Genomic DNA, 15,746 nt, shown 5'->3' with positions numbered 1-15,746 from the left:
GATTCTCCCGGAAACCGGATTCAACGCGTACACGAATCGACGTCGCGCTGCGCTAGCTCTGCCCGATGCCGGGTGCGGATTGCCTCCAGATCGAAAGCAGGCACCAGTATCCCGTTGGGCTCATCCGTCTGCTGAGCCCGCTTACTATTCCGGATGCGACGTTCGAAGTACATCCCGACCCTTTGCCGGATCAGAGCCTTGATTGGATCGCGGTAGGGGCCACGCAATCGGTTGAACTGGCGCTTTGACCACGCCATGCTGGTTTTGCGTTTCTCGGCAACTTTGTCCCACTCAGCTTTCATTGCGAGCCACTGCGCAGAAAAGAAATACCCAGCGCTGAGTCTGTTGGCCTTCAAGGCGCGGAGCCGCTTCTGGGCTCGGGAACTTTTGCTTTCCCGCCGCTCCTTTGCCCTCTTTGCGTCTGCTCTGATCGCGCAGGACTTGCAACGGGAGCTGAACCGGCTCTGGTTCCATGGGTAGCGGCTGCGGTCTTCATAGAACTCCAGGGGGGTCAAAGGCAGCACGCGGCGACACAGCGGGCATCGGCGATGCGTGGGGAGCACATCAGGGTGCGGGCGGTTCAATCGACGGTCGGCATGGATGATGGCGGGTTGATGGCGTGGCATAGGTCAGGTCAGTTGCGCGGGGATGCCGCTGGCGGGCTCAGGAGGCCCAAGGAGGCCCCGAGGCTCGGATGTTGAGGGGGAGGAGGGCGTCTGCATGTCTTTCGCATAACCCACTGCGGCGCGGACGCTCGCAGGAGCGCACGGGCGCGTGAGGCGACCTTGGGGAGGTGGCCAATAAAAAAGGGACCCGAAGGTCCCTTGGTTTCCTAGTGATGCGCGGAGGCTCAGGCGGCTGCGGCATCCCGGACGCGCATGATGGTTTGGCGGCTGGTGCCCAGCTCACGGGCCAGCGCTGCCACAGTGGTCTTGCCATCGGCCAAGCGGGCGCGGATGCGCTCGGCCTGGGCGTCTGCAAAGGTCGTAGGGCGACCCAGAGAAACCCCAGCGGCTTTGGCACGCTCCAGGCCCGCTTGAGTCCGCTCAACGATCAAGTCCCGCTCAAACTCCGCCACAGCGGCGATGACACCCATGGTCATGCGGCCAGCAGGGGAGGTCAGGTCTACGCCACCCAGTGCGAGGCAATGCACCTTGATGCCAGCGGCTGCGAGGGTGTCCACCGTTGAGCGGACGTCCATGGCATTCCGCCCTAGGCGGTCCAGCTTCGTTACCACCAGAACGTCCCCCGGTTCCATGCGTTCCAACAGCTTTGTGAACCCTGGACGCTCCATGGCGGCCTGTGCTCCGCTGACCGTTTCGCAGATAGTCCGCAGCGGCGTGACGGCGAAGCCAGCGGCAGCGACCTCGCGGACTTGGTTGTCCGTGGTCTGGTCGGCGGTTGAGACGCGGGCATAAAGGAAGACGCGAGACATCAGGACTCCATGTACGAATAGGTGTCCGAATCATCTTGCATGTCCGAATGTCCGTCAAGCCTATTTACGGACTATCTATGCCTTCGAGGCTTCTGGTGTTCGTATCTGTTCGATTTCGGACACACTCGGCAAACGGTGGTAAGCCGACTACGATGCGGCCCATGACACAGGAACAACTGCATCAGGTCGATGAGAGCATTCAACGCATCCTCGCTGAGACCATGCGCATCGGCCTAGATGTTGAACGTGAGCGTCTCTCGGTGATCGATGCGCCGTGGTTCCCTTGGGTGGCAATGCCGTGCGCCGTGGCGCTAGGGGTTGCCCTGGCGTTGGTTGCACGGTAGGCGTCGGCCGGTCACCTGAAGTTCCCCGCGAGTCCTGGGGACGAACCGAGGGGAGGGGCTATGGGGGGATTTGCTCCGTGCGACGGACGTAGGAGGTGCCGCGAATTTTCGGGAAGTTTTTGAGCCGGGCTTTACGCCCGTCTGATCTATCGGTTGCAGGGGCCAGTCCCGTTGATCTTCGAGGCCCACCCAATACGTCGGCCAGCATCCCTCAGTTCTAGCCGAGACTTCCGGCAGTCCAAGGGGTCACCAATACCTTCAGGACCGGCCTTATGAACCACGTGCTGGCTCTCGGTCGCCCGCATGATCGCGCGAGCTAAGGCTATGGAAGTATGGCCGCGAAGGACCAGCGTAGGCGTGCGGGTGTTTCGCCTGGGGGCCTTCCGTAGTTCAAGGCGCCAGCCTTCAGCTATTAGTCGATTCAGGACTTCGGAGTCCTCGGGGTCCACTAGGACTTCCGTGTCCCCGCATGGGAACGCGTAGCAGTTGATGGTGGCGTTGACTTCGATTTTCTTGTTCTCGATTCCTAGGTTGCTCATCGGTCGTTGCTTTGTTCAGTGCTGGTGCGCTTACTGGGCTTGGAGAGAGCCATAGGGCCTTGAGAAGTCGGGCACGGCCTTCCGTTGACGAAGGTCTGTGCAAGCCGTGCTTAGGGACTGCGAGACAGCCGTCACCGACAGTTGATCGACAGCATCGACAACGCCGCACAGACGGTCGAGAAATCCAGTGCGTTCGCACAGGGCAAGAAGCTGGTCGAGCGCCATCCGTTTCTGACGGGGCGACTTGGACTGTCGATTGCTTTGAGACTGTCAGTAAAACTGAAGGATGGATTTCGTCTCTAGACAGTCGAAGCAGATGAAGACATAGACCATGCCGCAATCGCCGATGACATAGTCGTCGTTGATCGAGTCCAACTGGGCATAGAACGTCATTTCCTTTCCACACGAGCACTTCGGAATCTCCGAAGACTGAATGAAGTCGGGCTTCCCACCCAGTCGATGCCGCTTGCCGATATCGTCGCCAGCCCACTTGAACGGAGCCAGTGACTTGGCTTCTTCGGTCAGCGGCTCCGGAACCAATTTGAACGCAGGTATTTCGCTCATAGCACTCTATCTTCCATAGGGGTGAATCGGAATCCCTTGCAGGTTGTAGTCGTCCATCATTCGACCAAGTTGCCGATAGACGTCTGCGTCCTTCGCGTTCGGGTTCCCGTTGATCCAGTCACGCCACGTCTGATTCCATCGACCAGGCATAGTGCCCAACCCACGACCGTGGACGCCTCTGGAATGAGAGAGATCTCCGATGCTGATCGTATGATCGTCGATATCAATTCCTCGTTCCTCGAAAAACTTCCTGAATTGTTGCGGCATCAGGTGATGATCCACCATCTTTCGAGGCGCTGGCAGACCACCAGGCGGACACGGTGGAGGCATTGCGCCACCTCTTGGAAGCACACTCGCTGCGCCGCCAGAGCGCCCCGTGCTCCCCCGCACTGCCCCAGGAGGGCCGCCGCCTCTTCCCCCTCCAGCCAAAGGTATGGGCACTATTTGCGGACCATCGCCGCTAGATCGGCGACCGCCAGCCATAGGCATGACCGTCGGTTCAGGGTAGACCTGCTTGCCGTCCCCCATCAAACCCAAAGCATCACTGTCATCCAGCGGGCTTCCGTCTACATACCCAAAGCGACTCCACCCTCCGTCGAGCCCGATTGGATCAGACTGGCTGTACCGTCCCGTCCTCGCGTCATAGCTTCTGAAGTAGTTGTAGAACAACCCCGACTCCTCATCCGCGTACTGTCCCGGATATCTCAGGTTGAACTTCACCTCCGAGGTACTGGTCGTGCCCGGATTCGGCGTCGTCTCCAGATTCGCAAACCGGTTCTTCGCCAGCGTCGGCCTGTCTTCCCCGAACGCGCTGTAGCCCCACTGCCAGACCGCTTGCCCGTCCGCATTGGTGAGCTTGCGCGGCGTGTTCAGGTGATCGCTGTGCACGGCATAGGTGCTGCCATCGATGACGGCCGCAATCGGCATCGGCCCATTGCCCGTCGGCAGGTAGATGTACTGTGCTTGCCCCGCGCTGGCCGTGCCGCCGCTGCCCACCTCCGCGAGCAGGGTGCCCTGCTCGTCGTAGACATAGGCATAGCCCAGCTGTTCCGCTTGCGTTGTCGATGGACTCCACAGCTTCGTGAAGAACGCGATCAGGCTCTGCATGAAGCCCGGGTCGGCCTCATCACCCTGGCTGGGCGGATACAGCGGCTCCGTCTTGAACACCCGCTGCCCCAGCGCGTTGTGCGCATAGCGCGTGGTCGGGCTGACATCGGTCGCACCGGTGGTCGCCGCGGCCAGCCGGCCTTCGGCGTCGTAGGTGTAGCTGCGCAGGCCATCCGTCAGGAGGTCGCCGTTGGCGTTGTAGCCGTAGGTGACGCTCGTGCTGCTCGCGCCGTTGATGGTCTGGCTGAAGCCCGTGAGCTGGTTGCTTGTCGTGCCCACCGTGTAGGTGCGACTGGTGCTCGTGCCATCGATGGCGCGGGTGCTGCTGCTGCGGTTGCCGTTGGCGTCGTAGCCGAAGCCGGCGGTGTTGCCTGTGGCGTTGAAGCTCACGATGCGCCCCACGGCGCTGTAGCCCACGCTCCAGGTGACGTTGGCATTGGCGATGGTGCTGTGGGTCGGGTCGGTGTCGCCGGGCTGGTTGAGGTTCTGCGTCAGGCTGGTGATGCGCCCGGCTGCGTCATAGGCGTAGCTGCCGAACTCGGTGGTGGTCAGCCGGCCTGCGGTGTCGTAGGTGCGGCTGGCTGCGATGGAGGGGCTGGCGAACGCCCAACTCCACGCCGTGGGCTGGCCCAGCGGGTTCCAGGCGATGCCGCTGACCAGCGGGCTGCCGTTCAGGCTCAGGCCTGTGAGGCGGCCGGTGCTGTCGTAGGTGTGCGTGAGCACGCCGCCGCCGTTGGGGTAGCCGATGCTCGCCAGCGTGCCGTTGGGGTTGTAGGCGTAGCTGACCTGCTGGACGCTGCCGTTGGCCAGGGTCTGCTTCTTGAGGGTGACCCGGCCGAAGGTGTCGCGGGTGTACTCGGTGGTGCCGCTGCGGTCGACGATCTCGGACAGATACCCCTTGCTGTTGGCCGTGAGGTCGTAGCGCAGGGTGGTGGTCTTGCCGTCGGCGAAGACAAGGCCGGTTGGCCGGCCCAGGGCATCGCGGGTGATCGTTGTGGCCTGGCCGAGGGCGTCGGTGATCTGGCTGGGCAGGCCGAGGTTGTCGTACTGGGTGCTGGCGGTGCCGACATCGGCGCTGCTCTCGGCCGTTGCGTTCCCTTGGGCATCGCGGGTGTAGGCGGTGGCCACGCCCTTGAAGTCCTTGGCTTCGGTGACGGCGTCCAGGGCGTTGTACTTAAGGGTGGCGCTGGCGCTGGCTGCGTCGGTCACGCTCTTGACGCGGCGCAGGTTGTCCAGGCCGTACTGGGTGCTCTGGTTCAGGCCGTTGGTCGAACTGGTCAGTTCGCCGTTGGCGTCGTAGCCGAAGGTATTGGACTGATTGGGGCCTTCTGTCTTGCCGGAGAGGCGATTGATGTTGTTGACTGTACGGGCCACGCTCCAGGCCACATTGCCGGCGCTGTCCTTGATCTGCTCGGCGGTGCGGTTGCCCATGCCGTCCAGGGTGTAGGTGCCGCTCTCGCCTCGGTTGTTGCTCCAGCCGGTCAGGCGGTGGGCGGCGTCGTAGGTGTAGGTCAGCGTGAGGCCAGTGGGCAGAGAGACGGTCTCGACCGTCCCGTAGGGCTTGTAGGTGAGCGCGGTGGTCTGGCCTCCGATCGTCTGGGTCAGCAGGCGGTCGCGGGCGTCGTAGGTGTAGGTCGTAACTAGGCCGTTGGGGGCAGTCGAGCTGACGACGCGGTTGGCGAGGTCGTAGGTGTAGCTGGTGACGTGGCCCAGCGCATTCGTCGATGTGAGAACGTTGCCTCGGGTATCGTAGGTGTAGCTTGTAACTGCACCGTTGGGCTCTGTCGCTGTATCGACCATCTGCTGCGCGTTGTAGGTCCACTGCCAGAGTTGGGCCTTGTTGGTGGCGGTGTCGGTGACCGTTCGACTCAGGACATTGCCAACGACGTCATAGGTGTAGGCCGTGGTGCGGCCGGCCTCGGTGACCAGCACCGGCAACGCGAAGGTCGCATGCCATTGGGTGGTCACCGTTTGCGCCTCAGGTGTGCCGGAGGCGTGGACCACGACGGTGGGCAGGCGGCGAGCGGTGTCCCAGGTTGTGGTGGTGACAACGCCCTTGAAGTCGGTCTCAGAGGTGATGAGGCCATTGGCGTCTTGAACTCGTGAGGCGGCGTCAATCTCTCCGGTTCCCGAGGCCAACGAGCTAGCCGTTACCGCAAGCTTTCCTTTCGCGGAGCCATAGGCGTAGAAGCGACGAGTACCCAGTGGATCAGTGACGGACACGCCAGCCGAGTAGTACTCGTATTCGACGTAGTAGTAGTCAGCAACGCCCGCCAGATAGCTGGTGGTTGCTCGACCTTTGGGGTCATAAGAGAAGGTAGCGAAACGAACCCCAGCTTCATCAACGATGCCCGACATCGCTTGTGGAAAATAGCTTTCTTGATAGAGAAAGGTACGCGTTTTGGCGTCGGGGTAGGTGATGGTGGCAAGTCGTCCCCAAGTGTCATAGGCGTAGTCGATGGTGCGCTGATCGGGGGTGAGGACGGAAATAAGTTGCCCCGCTGCGTTGTATCCCAGAGTCAGTGTGCGGCCGAATGCGTTCGTGATGGTTGCCAGCTGGCCGCTCGCATAGTACGCATAGATGGTGGACCAGCCATTGCGCGACGTTTCCGATTGCAGTTTTCCGTCAGCTGAAAACGCCTGCGAACTGTCGTTGTCAGTTCGACGATACACCCACGCACCGCCGCCGATCTGCACAAGAACATCCGCACTGTCTGTAGCAGTCCAAGCCTGTGTACCAACACTCCTGGTGAAAGAGCGTTGGAAGCCTTCGGATGCGGTGATGACTACGGTCGTCGGCTCCCCTGCAGGCATCGCCTTCAATGTTGTGGCGTGGTTATGCGTCCAAGGCTTGCCTAAGGGGCCAGTGGCACGCGTAGGGTCTGCACCCCAGGTGCTGTGGTAGAGCCGTACGAACGAAAGCGGCGTGGTACCGCCATCTTGAAAATCACTTTCCGCGCGATATTTGTCTGCCGTCGCAGGAAGAATAGGATTGGGCGTCTGCAAGCCAGCAACACCCCCTCGCAGGCACTGCTGGCTTCCATCGGTGCTGAGCGCGGGCTCAGGAGGAGGCGTTGCGATGCAGATGGCGTGTGATGGATCTTCCTGGTGACCTTTGATGCAGTCACAACCGCCGGTCACCGCAACGCTGTTGTCTGGACATTTCGTTCTTCGGACAACCCCAGAGTCGAAATGAGCAAAACCACCCGGGCCATAGTCGAATCTGCAAAGCCAGTAACTCTGTACAGGAAGCAGTACCTGCGTTCCAGATATGCCCTCGAAGGCCGAGAACATCTTGTCGCAGACCTCTTGCGGCGTTGACGATGGATATTCTCCATTGGCATTGCCGCTGTACTCAACTATCACCGGCAAAACAGCCATCGCTTGCCCGATCCCCAGGAGTGCAAGCGCGATGGAGAGGACCAACCCTCGAAGATGACGGCTAGCCACTCTCGCTGCGCGGTGAAGCCCATCCGACCTGTACTGAACCAATGTCAGCAACCCGTTCAAAACCCTCATCGCGCTCTCCCTCATACCTTCTCGTTTGCGTGTCTGAACATCACCGGTCCACTCTTCTCTGGCCATGACGATCAGTATTTTTTGAACAGTCGATCACCCCCTCAGGTGACGCGCGCTAGTGTGCAGCGCGCTCCGTACAAGTCGTTTCAGGTTAGCCGAAAGGCCACACGCAGACAACGACAGATCGATGGCACGAGGTGAGCTGATCGCGAGATGAATATGAAAGTACGCAGAGCCCGGAGATGGCCGTTGTCGGTGGGCGACTACCCACAGGTTCTGCGACCGCGACAGGCCAAATTCATGTCCTCATGGTCATGGCGACTGGCGCCGATGCCCCAGGAGGTATTGGTATTGCGGCGCGGGCGCCATGCATCCCAAGGTGATGAGACCGCTTCCACTTCTTGGTCTAGACCAAGGTCGTCTGCGCCAGCAGGGCGAAGGAGCGCAGCGACTGAGGTACAGCAGGGATAGACCTCGATGATGAATCTCCAAGAGGTATCACCCAAGGAATACATGCCATTCGGGCCGGATGCTCGTGGCCCTGGACTTCTCGGCCCGGATCGGCATGTAGATCACTGTCTCAGTTAACGGGGGCTATCTATTAAAGAGAACCACCAGACCGACCACCCCCGTTAAGTCATGCCCGTGCCCAGCCCCTCGTGGTCGCTTTCCAGCCAGGGGCGAGGGCTGGAATCAATGGCTTCGCGTCCTTCTTCACGTCCTCCGAATACTCCAGGTCTGCCCAGAGCTTCCGGGAGGACACTGCGATCTCCTTGGACAGCCTAAGCCTCTCCGCAACTGCCTGAGCCGCCTGGGTCTTCCTGGCAGGTCCTGGTGTCCCTTCCGGATGCCAGTCCTCCCAACGCATCCCAGGGGTCACCTTGTCCAGATGCGTGCGGAAATTGGACCTGGCATCCATGGACAACCAGGCCGTCATTGCAGGCGCTTCGCGCTCGTTCACGATGAGACGCATCCTGCCTCGGGCCAGCGCTTGGAAAATGTCGCCGGCACAGACGCTCGCCAGCGCATCCAGCATCTCCGTGTGCTTCAGCGTGTAGGTCACGTCGCCGGCCTGCGCTGCCGCCATGGCCCTGAGGTCTCGCTCGGCCAGATGCTGGACACCCAGCAGCACGACGTTCGTGCAGTGCACATAGTGGTTCACAGCCTTGTGCCGACCCCAGGTGATCACCTCAACACGCGGGCGCGTGACGGTCGAGCCGTCCGGTTGCCGGATGGACAGAGGCTCGTCTGGACGCAGCCCAGCGGCCTCCAAAGTCTCCCGGAATTCCCTGGGGAAGTCGATGGCGTTCGCGGCGTCCTTGCGCCTGTGGCACACGATCAGCGAGTGCTCGTTCATGTGGGCTCGGATGGCCTCCACCGCCATCGCCGCGTAGCGCCTGGGACCCCGAGGACCCATGTCGTCCTTCAGCGTCTTGTGGCCGCTGCCGAGCTTCGCCAGCTTCGTCGTGACACGGCTGTAGTCCTTCAGGTCCTCGGGAATTCCGAGCGGCTGTATGCCCTTGTCCAACAGGGACAGCGCAGACACCGTGGCGGACCCATCGAAGACCACGAGCCGCCTCAGGTACGGCGGCACGTCCAGCGTGTAGCTGATGATGGCCTGCGCCGTTCCTTCTCCTTTGCCGTGAAACAGGATGCGGATGTCGTTCGCCGCCATCGCCAGGAAGTTCTTCAGCGTCTCGACGTGACCGGTGATGTCTTTGCGCAGCGCCGTCCGCGCGTGAGCGGCGAGGGCATCCAGATCGGCGCCAACGGCTTCTAGATCGTGGCCCGTCAGAACCACGGCCGTCGGGGACGCGCCCGTCTCTTGCGCTTGGAGTTCCTCCTTCAGCCGTGCCAGTGCGAAGTCCAAGAAGTGCAGGGCGGGGCCACTCGGTGCAAGGTCTTGCAGCAGTTCGTGGATGCCGCCCCGGGCTTCTGTGAAGTCGTACCACGGCACGACGGCGGCGCTGGACACGATGCATGCCTCGTCCCATAGAACCAGGTCGCGCTCGAAGCCTCGGTACGTCAGGAAGTCGTCCCGATGCTTCCCGCGTAGACGCTGCTGGGTCATCAGGATCACGGGGCGCTCGGCGGCCTTGGGTTCGTTCGGCATGCTTGCATGTCCCGGCGACTGCGCAAGCGGGTCCAGGTTTTCGAGGTCGTGCTTCAGCGAGTGCGAGAGGCCGATGAGGTTCGAAGGAACCCCGGCGTCCTCCAGATTCCGGTGAACATCGGCCAAGCCTTCGACGCTCGCACAGCAGACAGCGACGGACACGCTGCCCAGCAGGTTCAAGCGATGCAGCATGGAGACGATGGCGGTGATGCTGGTCGTCTTGCCCGCACCGCAAGGCAGGTTCACTGAGACGCGGCCGACCGGATGGGCACCACGCATCACCTCTGCGCTGGCGCGGATGGCATCGCGGTGGGCTTGCAGCAGATTGTCCGACAAGCTATTTCCCTTGCGCGTCAGTAGTTGCTGAAGGATGACGTGGGCGCCAGTGACGAACACAGCGCGGGTGTCGGGATTGGACAGGGGGTGCTCGGCAATCTCGTTGTGCATAGATGGGGGCCTGTTACTTGGGGCTATCAAGTCCATACGCCTCCGCAATGGACGCCTCGATGATCTTCAGTTCGGCGTGTGCCTCGTCCATAGCGGCGAAGTACGCAGCCGACGCGCAGTTGTAAGCGTCCGAGGCCCGAGGACATAGGGGCTCGCGCCGCGTGTAGCAGCCCGGCACGTCCAACACGGTTTTGGTGTGGTCGAGTGCGGCCTTCAGCAGGACAATGTGCGGGAGGGTGTGAAGTAGATACGCGGTGTTCATTTTGGTTGTAGTCGAAGGGGCGTCTGCGGCGATCATTTCTTCTCCAAGGCTTTCCACCGCTCGCGGCGAATGGGCGTGGATTCAAACTGCACGGGGCGGGTTGGGCTTTCGATGTTGGCCTTGGCGTCGGCTCGGGCGTTGCTCAGGTCTGCCAGGAGCGACTCCTCGGTGTTTCTCAGGCGGTAGCCGTACTGGACCCGGAAGTAACCTCCGGCCCCTTCGAGTGGGAAGAAGCCCTTGGGCAGGCGTTGCGCCAGGAAGACCGAAGCCTCCTTGCGATCTGTGGGGATCGTCAGGGTCTCGGCCTTCCCGTCGGCGTTGCGGAACGTCGCCTGCTGGCCGAGCTGGAACATCAGAGGTTCGCCACCCGGCTTCATGACGGGGTGCAGGCCGCTCTTGGCATCCGGGGGTAGCAGGTAGATGGACTCAGCGGACCCGGGGTCCGTGTCGGGCCCGAGAGTACCAAGGAGCGTGAATCGCTCCCAGTTAAGAGGTGCGTGTTTACCGCCAAGGAACGTCGGTAGCGTCTTGTGAAGCGCCTTGCGGTCGATCTTCATGAAGGTCTCCAGCGGGTCCTCCTCCTTGCCACCCACGTTCATGCGGGCACCGGAGTAGACCTTGACGCCGTTGTAGGTCGCGATCTCCTTGTCAGGGGATCGGCCACGGCCACCGTACGGGTCACGCACGAGGGACATGGTGTTGCCTTGGACGGGCAGGGGGACATAGGACTGGGCCAGCTTCTTCGTTGCAAAGTCGATGGCCGCATTCAGGTCCGGTTTCGTCCCGCCCCTCAGGGTCCTGGCCTGCTCGCGGAGGTGATCCGCGATGCTCAGGTGCAGGGTCTTCAGGGCACTCCCGGAGATGTTCGCGTTCAGCTCGCCGAACCAGTCGTCGCGACCAATGCGTTCCTTCATGCGTTCACCGGCACGCGACTGGATGTCGTTGTCGATGTCGGTCTCCTTGCGCTCGGGGTCCTTTAGGAGCTTGGAGAACTTCACTGTCCCCGTCTCCTGCTCGTTCGCCATCTCGCGCTCCACGTCCTTGTCGGACACGGTGGCACGCACAGCGGTTTCGATGTCGCGCGTAGCAGCCATGCGGCGGATCACGTCGAACCGGGCTTGCTCCTTGTCGCCGATCAGACCCTTGAGCATGAGGTCGGCGTTGGGGCCGTTGGCAACCTCGTTGAGTAGCGTCACGGCCTTGATGGTCTCGTTCACGTCGGAGCCCATGAGGCCCGCCGAGATGATGCCCTTGGTCGTGTCGTCCACGCTGTACGCGAACGCACTCTGCTCCTTGGGGGACGAAAGCATCCGGCCGTATTCCTTTGCGGACGCCACGTCAGCCAGGGGCTGCGGGAGGCCACGAGAGGTCTTGGTCCGGTTGAGGTTCGGGAAGCGGGCTTGGTTCTGTTGAATCCACTGGGCCGACGCGAGCACGTAGTTCTTCTTGATCTCCGAGCCGATCTCGGCACCGGTCTCGTTCACGGACTGACGCAGGTCTCCGGTGGACTGAAGGCCGTTCAACGTGTTCAGGATCGTGTTGACCTCGGCCTGCTTCTTGATGTTCTCGCGGAAGGCCCCGGAGGTCATCCACGGGAATGCGCCCTGGCCGACACCATGATTGCTGTCGGTGATCTTGGCGCGGTTCACGAACTCCAGGAACGTCTGGGTCGGCATGATGAGACCGGCGTTGTGGTACTCCGCAGCGGTGGCGTTGTACTGGCCGTTCAAGGACTGAACTTCTTCGCCGGCCTTGAATGACTTGACCTTGTTCGTCTGGTGGAACGCCTTCTCGCTCAGACGCAGGTAGCTGTCTGGGTTGCGCTGGGCATAGCCCGACTCCCGCAGGGCCGCCAGGGCCGACATCGCGTGTCCGTCGTTCTGGATGGCGCTTCCGAGAGCGTTCTCAAACATCTTGTCTGCGGCCTGGATGTTGCCTTTGGTGAGTGCCAGGAACTGGCCGTGCCAAGCATCGGTCTGCCCGGTGGTCACACCCTTCTGCGAAAGCATCTTGCCGGTCACGTCGTTTGTGATCGTCTGCGCGATGTTGGACTCGACCGTCTGCGCGATGTGCTCGGCCTTCTGCGCCACCATGGCGTCGGCCTTCTGCTTTGCAGCCCAGACCATGCGCCCGTCGATGGCGGGATCGCCTGTGCCAGGACCGATCTCGGACTTCAGGAACTCCGTTGCGGCTGCGCGGGGGTCCACGCTCCCGTCATTCGGCAGGTCCCGCAGCTTCACCGCGAGGTCCTGGGTCAGCTTGTTGGCCGTGGAATCGGCCACAGCCGTGTCATACGCACCCTTGTAGGCTTGGTACTTGTCGAGCCCGGAGTCGCGCTCCCGGTCCATTGCTTGGTCCGCTAGGCCCTGCTCGGCGCGTGCCTTGTTCTGGCGTTCGATTTCCACGAGCTGCTCGCGGTGGTCGATCTCGCCGATCTCCTGCGCGGTTTTCGCGGCGGTTCCGAAGAACCCCGAGAGGGCCGAACCCATGGCACTGAGGGCTGAGCCTTGTCCCTGGACCTGTGCCGCGATTGCGTCGGTCTGGTTGGTCCGCACAGTTGCCGCAGGGCTCACTTCGGGCTGACTGAATCTTGGGGTGTTGGTGAACTGGCGTGCTTGTTGTCCGCTCATGGGTTCTTTCGGGGGTGGCGGGTCCACGAGGAGGGCCGCGACTGGTGGGGACGTGAAAAAGCCCGCGCCGAATTCGGGGCGGGCCAACAGTAATGAACGAGAAAAAGCGCCCGGAGGCGCAGGGGTCACGCGGGGCGCGTGGAGGTCTTCGAGAGGCCGAGGAGGGCCTTGCGACGATTGCGCTGGTCTTGGCGACGCTTATGGGCCGCAGCGTTCAGCATCTTCCAGCAGGCTTTGCAGATTGGCCGATAGGTGGGCTCTGCTGCGCCGCGACGATAGAACGATGAGACCGGAAGGACCCCACCGCATGTGCCCTTGCATTGCTTGGCAGCAGGGGACTGGTCAATGTGTTGGGACATGAGATGTGCCAGCCGGGGCCAGCTTTGTAATGAACAAAAAAGGGAGGCATGTGATGGGCCGTTGCTTTGCATGCGCGGGGCTCAGCCCTCGGTGATGTCTGCTTGCGGGACCCATGGTCCTGAGGACCATCCACGCAGCCGCCAAGGAACTCCGGAGACTCCAACGTGAGCACCCTTGTAGGCTTCGGGCGCAGAAAATTAACAGTCTGCTAGGGTCTCACTCTCAGTCGATTTACTCGCGAGAGGGCGAGGGGCCTATCCGTTGTTGAGTTCATGGTGGCCGTTCGCAAACTAGCCAAGTAGCGTCTCGGTCATCACCTTGTGTCGGGTTATTCAGACCGCCCCAAACCCGCTACCATTTCGCCCATGGACACTCAGACTGCTCGCCGCGTTGACGCGGAAATTGCCAAGCTGATGATGGAAGCCGAGAAATACGGCGACGAGCGCCGCAAGCTCCAAGCGGAGACGGACAAGCTGAAGGCAGAGGGCAGCAAGCTCGACGCCGAAGCTGCGAAGATGACCCGCGAGACCTTCCTCTACCCCCTGTTCATCGGTGCAGGTCTCGTGGGTGCCGGGGCCGCAGTGTTCAGCGCACTAGGCAAGCTGTTCCCATGATCGAAGCGGTCCCGCCTGTACCTGTTGCTGACGCGACAGAGCAGGCGCGGGCCGTCTGGGTCGCTGTCTGGATGGAAGCTCGCCGGCTTGGGGTCAAAGGCGAGGACTGCTGGCAACTTGCGAACGTGGCGATGGCAGAAGCCGTCAAGAGCTACGAGACTGCGCCTGCCGGTTCTGAAGTTGGAAATTGTGTCGCAACAGGTCGGAACACCTGATGCCTCTCACAGCATCTCCAAGATTTCTAGGCGACCTTAGATACCTGAAGAGAACCCCGTACCCCTTCCTCCACAGACCCAGCCATTTCTCTGTGCACGTTTATTCGACTGCGCAGCATGACCGGATGCCAAACCTCTGGCGAGAGGTGCTCAGTCGTGTCCCAGTTCTGTGCAAACCACATGGCGGCCTCGCGCGTTCGTTTGTCCAAATCAAAGCCCGCCACACGGCACCACTCATTGAAGGCTCGATCAGTCGGCCGTGGAGCACGGCTTTGAAGAAGTGCAACGCCAACGTCCCGCCATAGCTCGCGGCGTTCCGCAGGAGTTCGCCTGCTACCACGTGGCCCTGCAAGCCCCGCTAGTTTCTTCAGTGAACGGCGCCCCTTGATGACCAATTCCAGCGATGTCAGCGGGGCGCTTTCGACGGGCTTGGGAAGCAGCAAGGGTGCATGGGCTACCAGCACCCTAACCAATGAGATTTCGCGCTCTATAGTGCCCTTGCTCGCGCCTTCGCTGTTCCGCGCAGCGGTAAGGTCGGCCATGAGGTTCGGGGTCACGTCGCGGACTTGTGTGTCGCGGCTCAGCCCATAACGCTGGCTATCCACTTCTGTCCAGGTCTCGCCGACTAAGCGCATCTCGCGCCCGAACAGCTTCCGCACACGGCCAAGATTTCCCTTGTGATCTTGCAACCGCGATTCTGAATCCGTGAGCCAGTGCTGAGCTACGTCCCATAGGCGCAGGGCCTGTACCGTGTCCTTCGCGTTTGCCGCTTCCTGTTTGGCGTCCTGTGTGATTTTGTCCCGTTGCCCGGCTTCGTAGGCCTGCGCTACTGCCTTGTCTGCGGTTCGCGTGCTTCCACGGTATCGCCGACCAGCGATGCAGAATTCGTAGTACCAGAGGCTTGACTCCGGGCGTATGTAGAGGGCCATGGATTTGGGGTTTCGTGACAAGGCTGGCAGTGTCTGGGCGTGCCGTTAAAAGGCCAAATCCGGAATCCGATGGTTGCTACGCCGCTTTCCCGAGTGCAGAGGGGCGTTTGACGCATCGGACCTGTGTCCCCACAGTGCAGTGCAAATACAACAAAGCCCTGGTGATCCATGGGACCTCCGAGGGCTCAGTGGTAACCGTGGCCGTTGCAGGCCGCGCGTGGTTCAGTGCCTGCGCAAAGCGCCGCACGCCTTTTCGCGGTAAGCGCGGACGCCCGCAAACGTGGCCGCCTTGGCAGCCTCTTGCATGCTCACGCCGTTGGCGATGGTGCTGAAGTCTGCTGCCACTACTGCGGCCTCGCCATCGACCCCCGCGCCTGCCAGGATGGAGACCAGCATTCCAGGCTGCCCCCAGCTTCCGTACGGTAGCGTTTCGACGCCTAGAGCGGCCCAAAGGCCGCCGTGGTCGTCTTCGCCGAAATCGAGGGTCACGGTGCGCTGGATGCGGCGAGCAATAGCGGCTCGGAGAGCTTCAATCTGGCTTTGCTGGTCGGGGGTGAAGGCGTTCAGCATCGACTAGTCCAATCATTCAATGAGGGTTTCTGGAGTTGATAGTGTATGTGCAAAATCAAAATGATCGCAAGTGTTTTTGCAGATGCAAAATCAACATT

Annotated in this window: 12 protein-coding genes; 3 read left to right on the top strand and 9 right to left on the bottom strand. The window is 61.6% G+C overall.

The window, feature by feature from the left end; genetic code table 11:
* Positions 1–20: 20 nt before the first annotated feature.
* Both BMW87_RS06150 and BMW87_RS06145 read right to left on the bottom strand, forming a co-directional pair.
* Positions 21–356, bottom strand: coding sequence for a hypothetical protein (locus tag BMW87_RS06150; RefSeq protein WP_093075018.1), 336 nt, complete (start codon positions 354–356; stop codon positions 21–23).
* 494 nt (positions 357–850) lie between these two features.
* A complete protein-coding gene (locus BMW87_RS06145; protein WP_093075015.1) occupies positions 851–1,435 on the bottom strand; it encodes a recombinase family protein in 585 nt (194 codons plus the stop codon).
* A gap of 161 nt (positions 1,436–1,596) precedes the next feature.
* Here BMW87_RS06145 and BMW87_RS06140 point away from each other — a divergent pair, with 161 nt between their 5' ends.
* Positions 1,597–1,779 carry a hypothetical protein gene (locus tag BMW87_RS06140; protein WP_143062563.1) on the top strand — a complete coding sequence of 61 codons (183 nt, stop codon included), beginning with the start codon at positions 1,597–1,599 and terminating at the stop codon, positions 1,777–1,779.
* An 809-nt stretch (positions 1,780–2,588) separates the two neighbouring features.
* Here BMW87_RS06140 and BMW87_RS06130 read toward each other — a convergent pair.
* The 5 genes from BMW87_RS06130 to BMW87_RS06110 form a co-directional block, all read right to left on the bottom strand.
* Positions 2,589–2,882: a YwqG family protein gene (locus tag BMW87_RS06130; protein WP_093075006.1), complete on the bottom strand. Its 294-nt coding sequence runs from the start codon at positions 2,880–2,882 to the stop codon at positions 2,589–2,591.
* 6 nt (positions 2,883–2,888) lie between these two features.
* On the bottom strand, positions 2,889–7,370 hold the full coding sequence (locus tag BMW87_RS06125; protein ID WP_177192728.1) for an RHS repeat-associated core domain-containing protein: 4,482 nt from the start codon (positions 7,368–7,370) through the stop codon (positions 2,889–2,891).
* 775 nt (positions 7,371–8,145) lie between these two features.
* A complete protein-coding gene (locus BMW87_RS06120) occupies positions 8,146–10,068 on the bottom strand; it encodes a hypothetical protein (protein WP_093075000.1) in 1,923 nt (640 codons plus the stop codon).
* Positions 10,069–10,081: 13 nt separating this feature from the next.
* Entirely contained in the window at positions 10,082–10,366 is a 285-nt protein-coding gene (locus BMW87_RS06115; RefSeq protein WP_093074997.1) for a hypothetical protein, read from the bottom strand.
* Positions 10,363–12,960 carry a hypothetical protein gene (locus tag BMW87_RS06110; protein ID WP_093074994.1) on the bottom strand — a complete coding sequence of 866 codons (2,598 nt, stop codon included), beginning with the start codon at positions 12,958–12,960 and terminating at the stop codon, positions 10,363–10,365. Before BMW87_RS06110 ends, BMW87_RS06115 begins: the two co-directional genes overlap by 4 nt.
* Before the next feature lie 725 nt (positions 12,961–13,685).
* On the opposite strand from BMW87_RS06110, the gene BMW87_RS06105 reads away from it, so the two are divergent.
* Positions 13,686–13,934, top strand: coding sequence for a hypothetical protein (locus BMW87_RS06105; protein WP_218149740.1), 249 nt, complete (start codon positions 13,686–13,688; stop codon positions 13,932–13,934).
* Positions 13,931–14,149: a hypothetical protein gene (locus BMW87_RS35050; protein WP_177192727.1), complete on the top strand. Its 219-nt coding sequence runs from the start codon at positions 13,931–13,933 to the stop codon at positions 14,147–14,149. The genes BMW87_RS06105 and BMW87_RS35050 overlap by 4 nt, the downstream gene beginning before the upstream one ends.
* A gap of 26 nt (positions 14,150–14,175) precedes the next feature.
* On the opposite strand, the gene BMW87_RS06100 is transcribed toward BMW87_RS35050, so the two are convergent.
* Together BMW87_RS06100 and BMW87_RS06095 are read right to left on the bottom strand one after the other, a co-directional pair.
* Positions 14,176–15,078: a hypothetical protein gene (locus BMW87_RS06100; RefSeq protein WP_093074991.1), complete on the bottom strand. Its 903-nt coding sequence runs from the start codon at positions 15,076–15,078 to the stop codon at positions 14,176–14,178.
* Between the two features lie 222 nt (positions 15,079–15,300).
* On the bottom strand, positions 15,301–15,648 hold the full coding sequence (locus BMW87_RS06095; RefSeq protein ID WP_093074988.1) for a hypothetical protein: 348 nt from the start codon (positions 15,646–15,648) through the stop codon (positions 15,301–15,303).
* Between the last annotated feature and the right edge of the window lie 98 nt (positions 15,649–15,746).

Origin of the sequence: Variovorax sp. OV084, from assembly GCF_900111625.1 — a bacterium.
Taxonomy (GTDB): domain Bacteria; phylum Pseudomonadota; class Gammaproteobacteria; order Burkholderiales; family Burkholderiaceae_C; genus Variovorax.
The sequence above is the reverse complement of the archived record's forward strand: the minus strand, read 5'-3'. Positions and strand labels throughout refer to the sequence as shown.

Coding starts and splice junctions, on each gene's coding strand:
- BMW87_RS06095 (WP_093074988.1), bottom strand. CDS start 15,648: ATGCTGAACGCCTTCACCCCCGACCAGCAAAGCCAGATTGAAGCTCTC.
- BMW87_RS35050 (WP_177192727.1), top strand. CDS start 13,931: ATGATCGAAGCGGTCCCGCCTGTACCTGTTGCTGACGCGACAGAGCAG.
- BMW87_RS06130 (WP_093075006.1), bottom strand. CDS start 2,882: ATGAGCGAAATACCTGCGTTCAAATTGGTTCCGGAGCCGCTGACCGAA.
- BMW87_RS06100 (WP_093074991.1), bottom strand. CDS start 15,078: ATGGCCCTCTACATACGCCCGGAGTCAAGCCTCTGGTACTACGAATTC.
- BMW87_RS06120 (WP_093075000.1), bottom strand. CDS start 10,068: ATGCACAACGAGATTGCCGAGCACCCCCTGTCCAATCCCGACACCCGC.
- BMW87_RS06110 (WP_093074994.1), bottom strand. CDS start 12,960: ATGAGCGGACAACAAGCACGCCAGTTCACCAACACCCCAAGATTCAGT.
- BMW87_RS06145 (WP_093075015.1), bottom strand. CDS start 1,435: ATGTCTCGCGTCTTCCTTTATGCCCGCGTCTCAACCGCCGACCAGACC.
- BMW87_RS06140 (WP_143062563.1), top strand. CDS start 1,597: ATGACACAGGAACAACTGCATCAGGTCGATGAGAGCATTCAACGCATC.
- BMW87_RS06125 (WP_177192728.1), bottom strand. CDS start 7,370: ATGGCTGTTTTGCCGGTGATAGTTGAGTACAGCGGCAATGCCAATGGA.
- BMW87_RS06115 (WP_093074997.1), bottom strand. CDS start 10,366: ATGATCGCCGCAGACGCCCCTTCGACTACAACCAAAATGAACACCGCG.
- BMW87_RS06105 (WP_218149740.1), top strand. CDS start 13,686: ATGGACACTCAGACTGCTCGCCGCGTTGACGCGGAAATTGCCAAGCTG.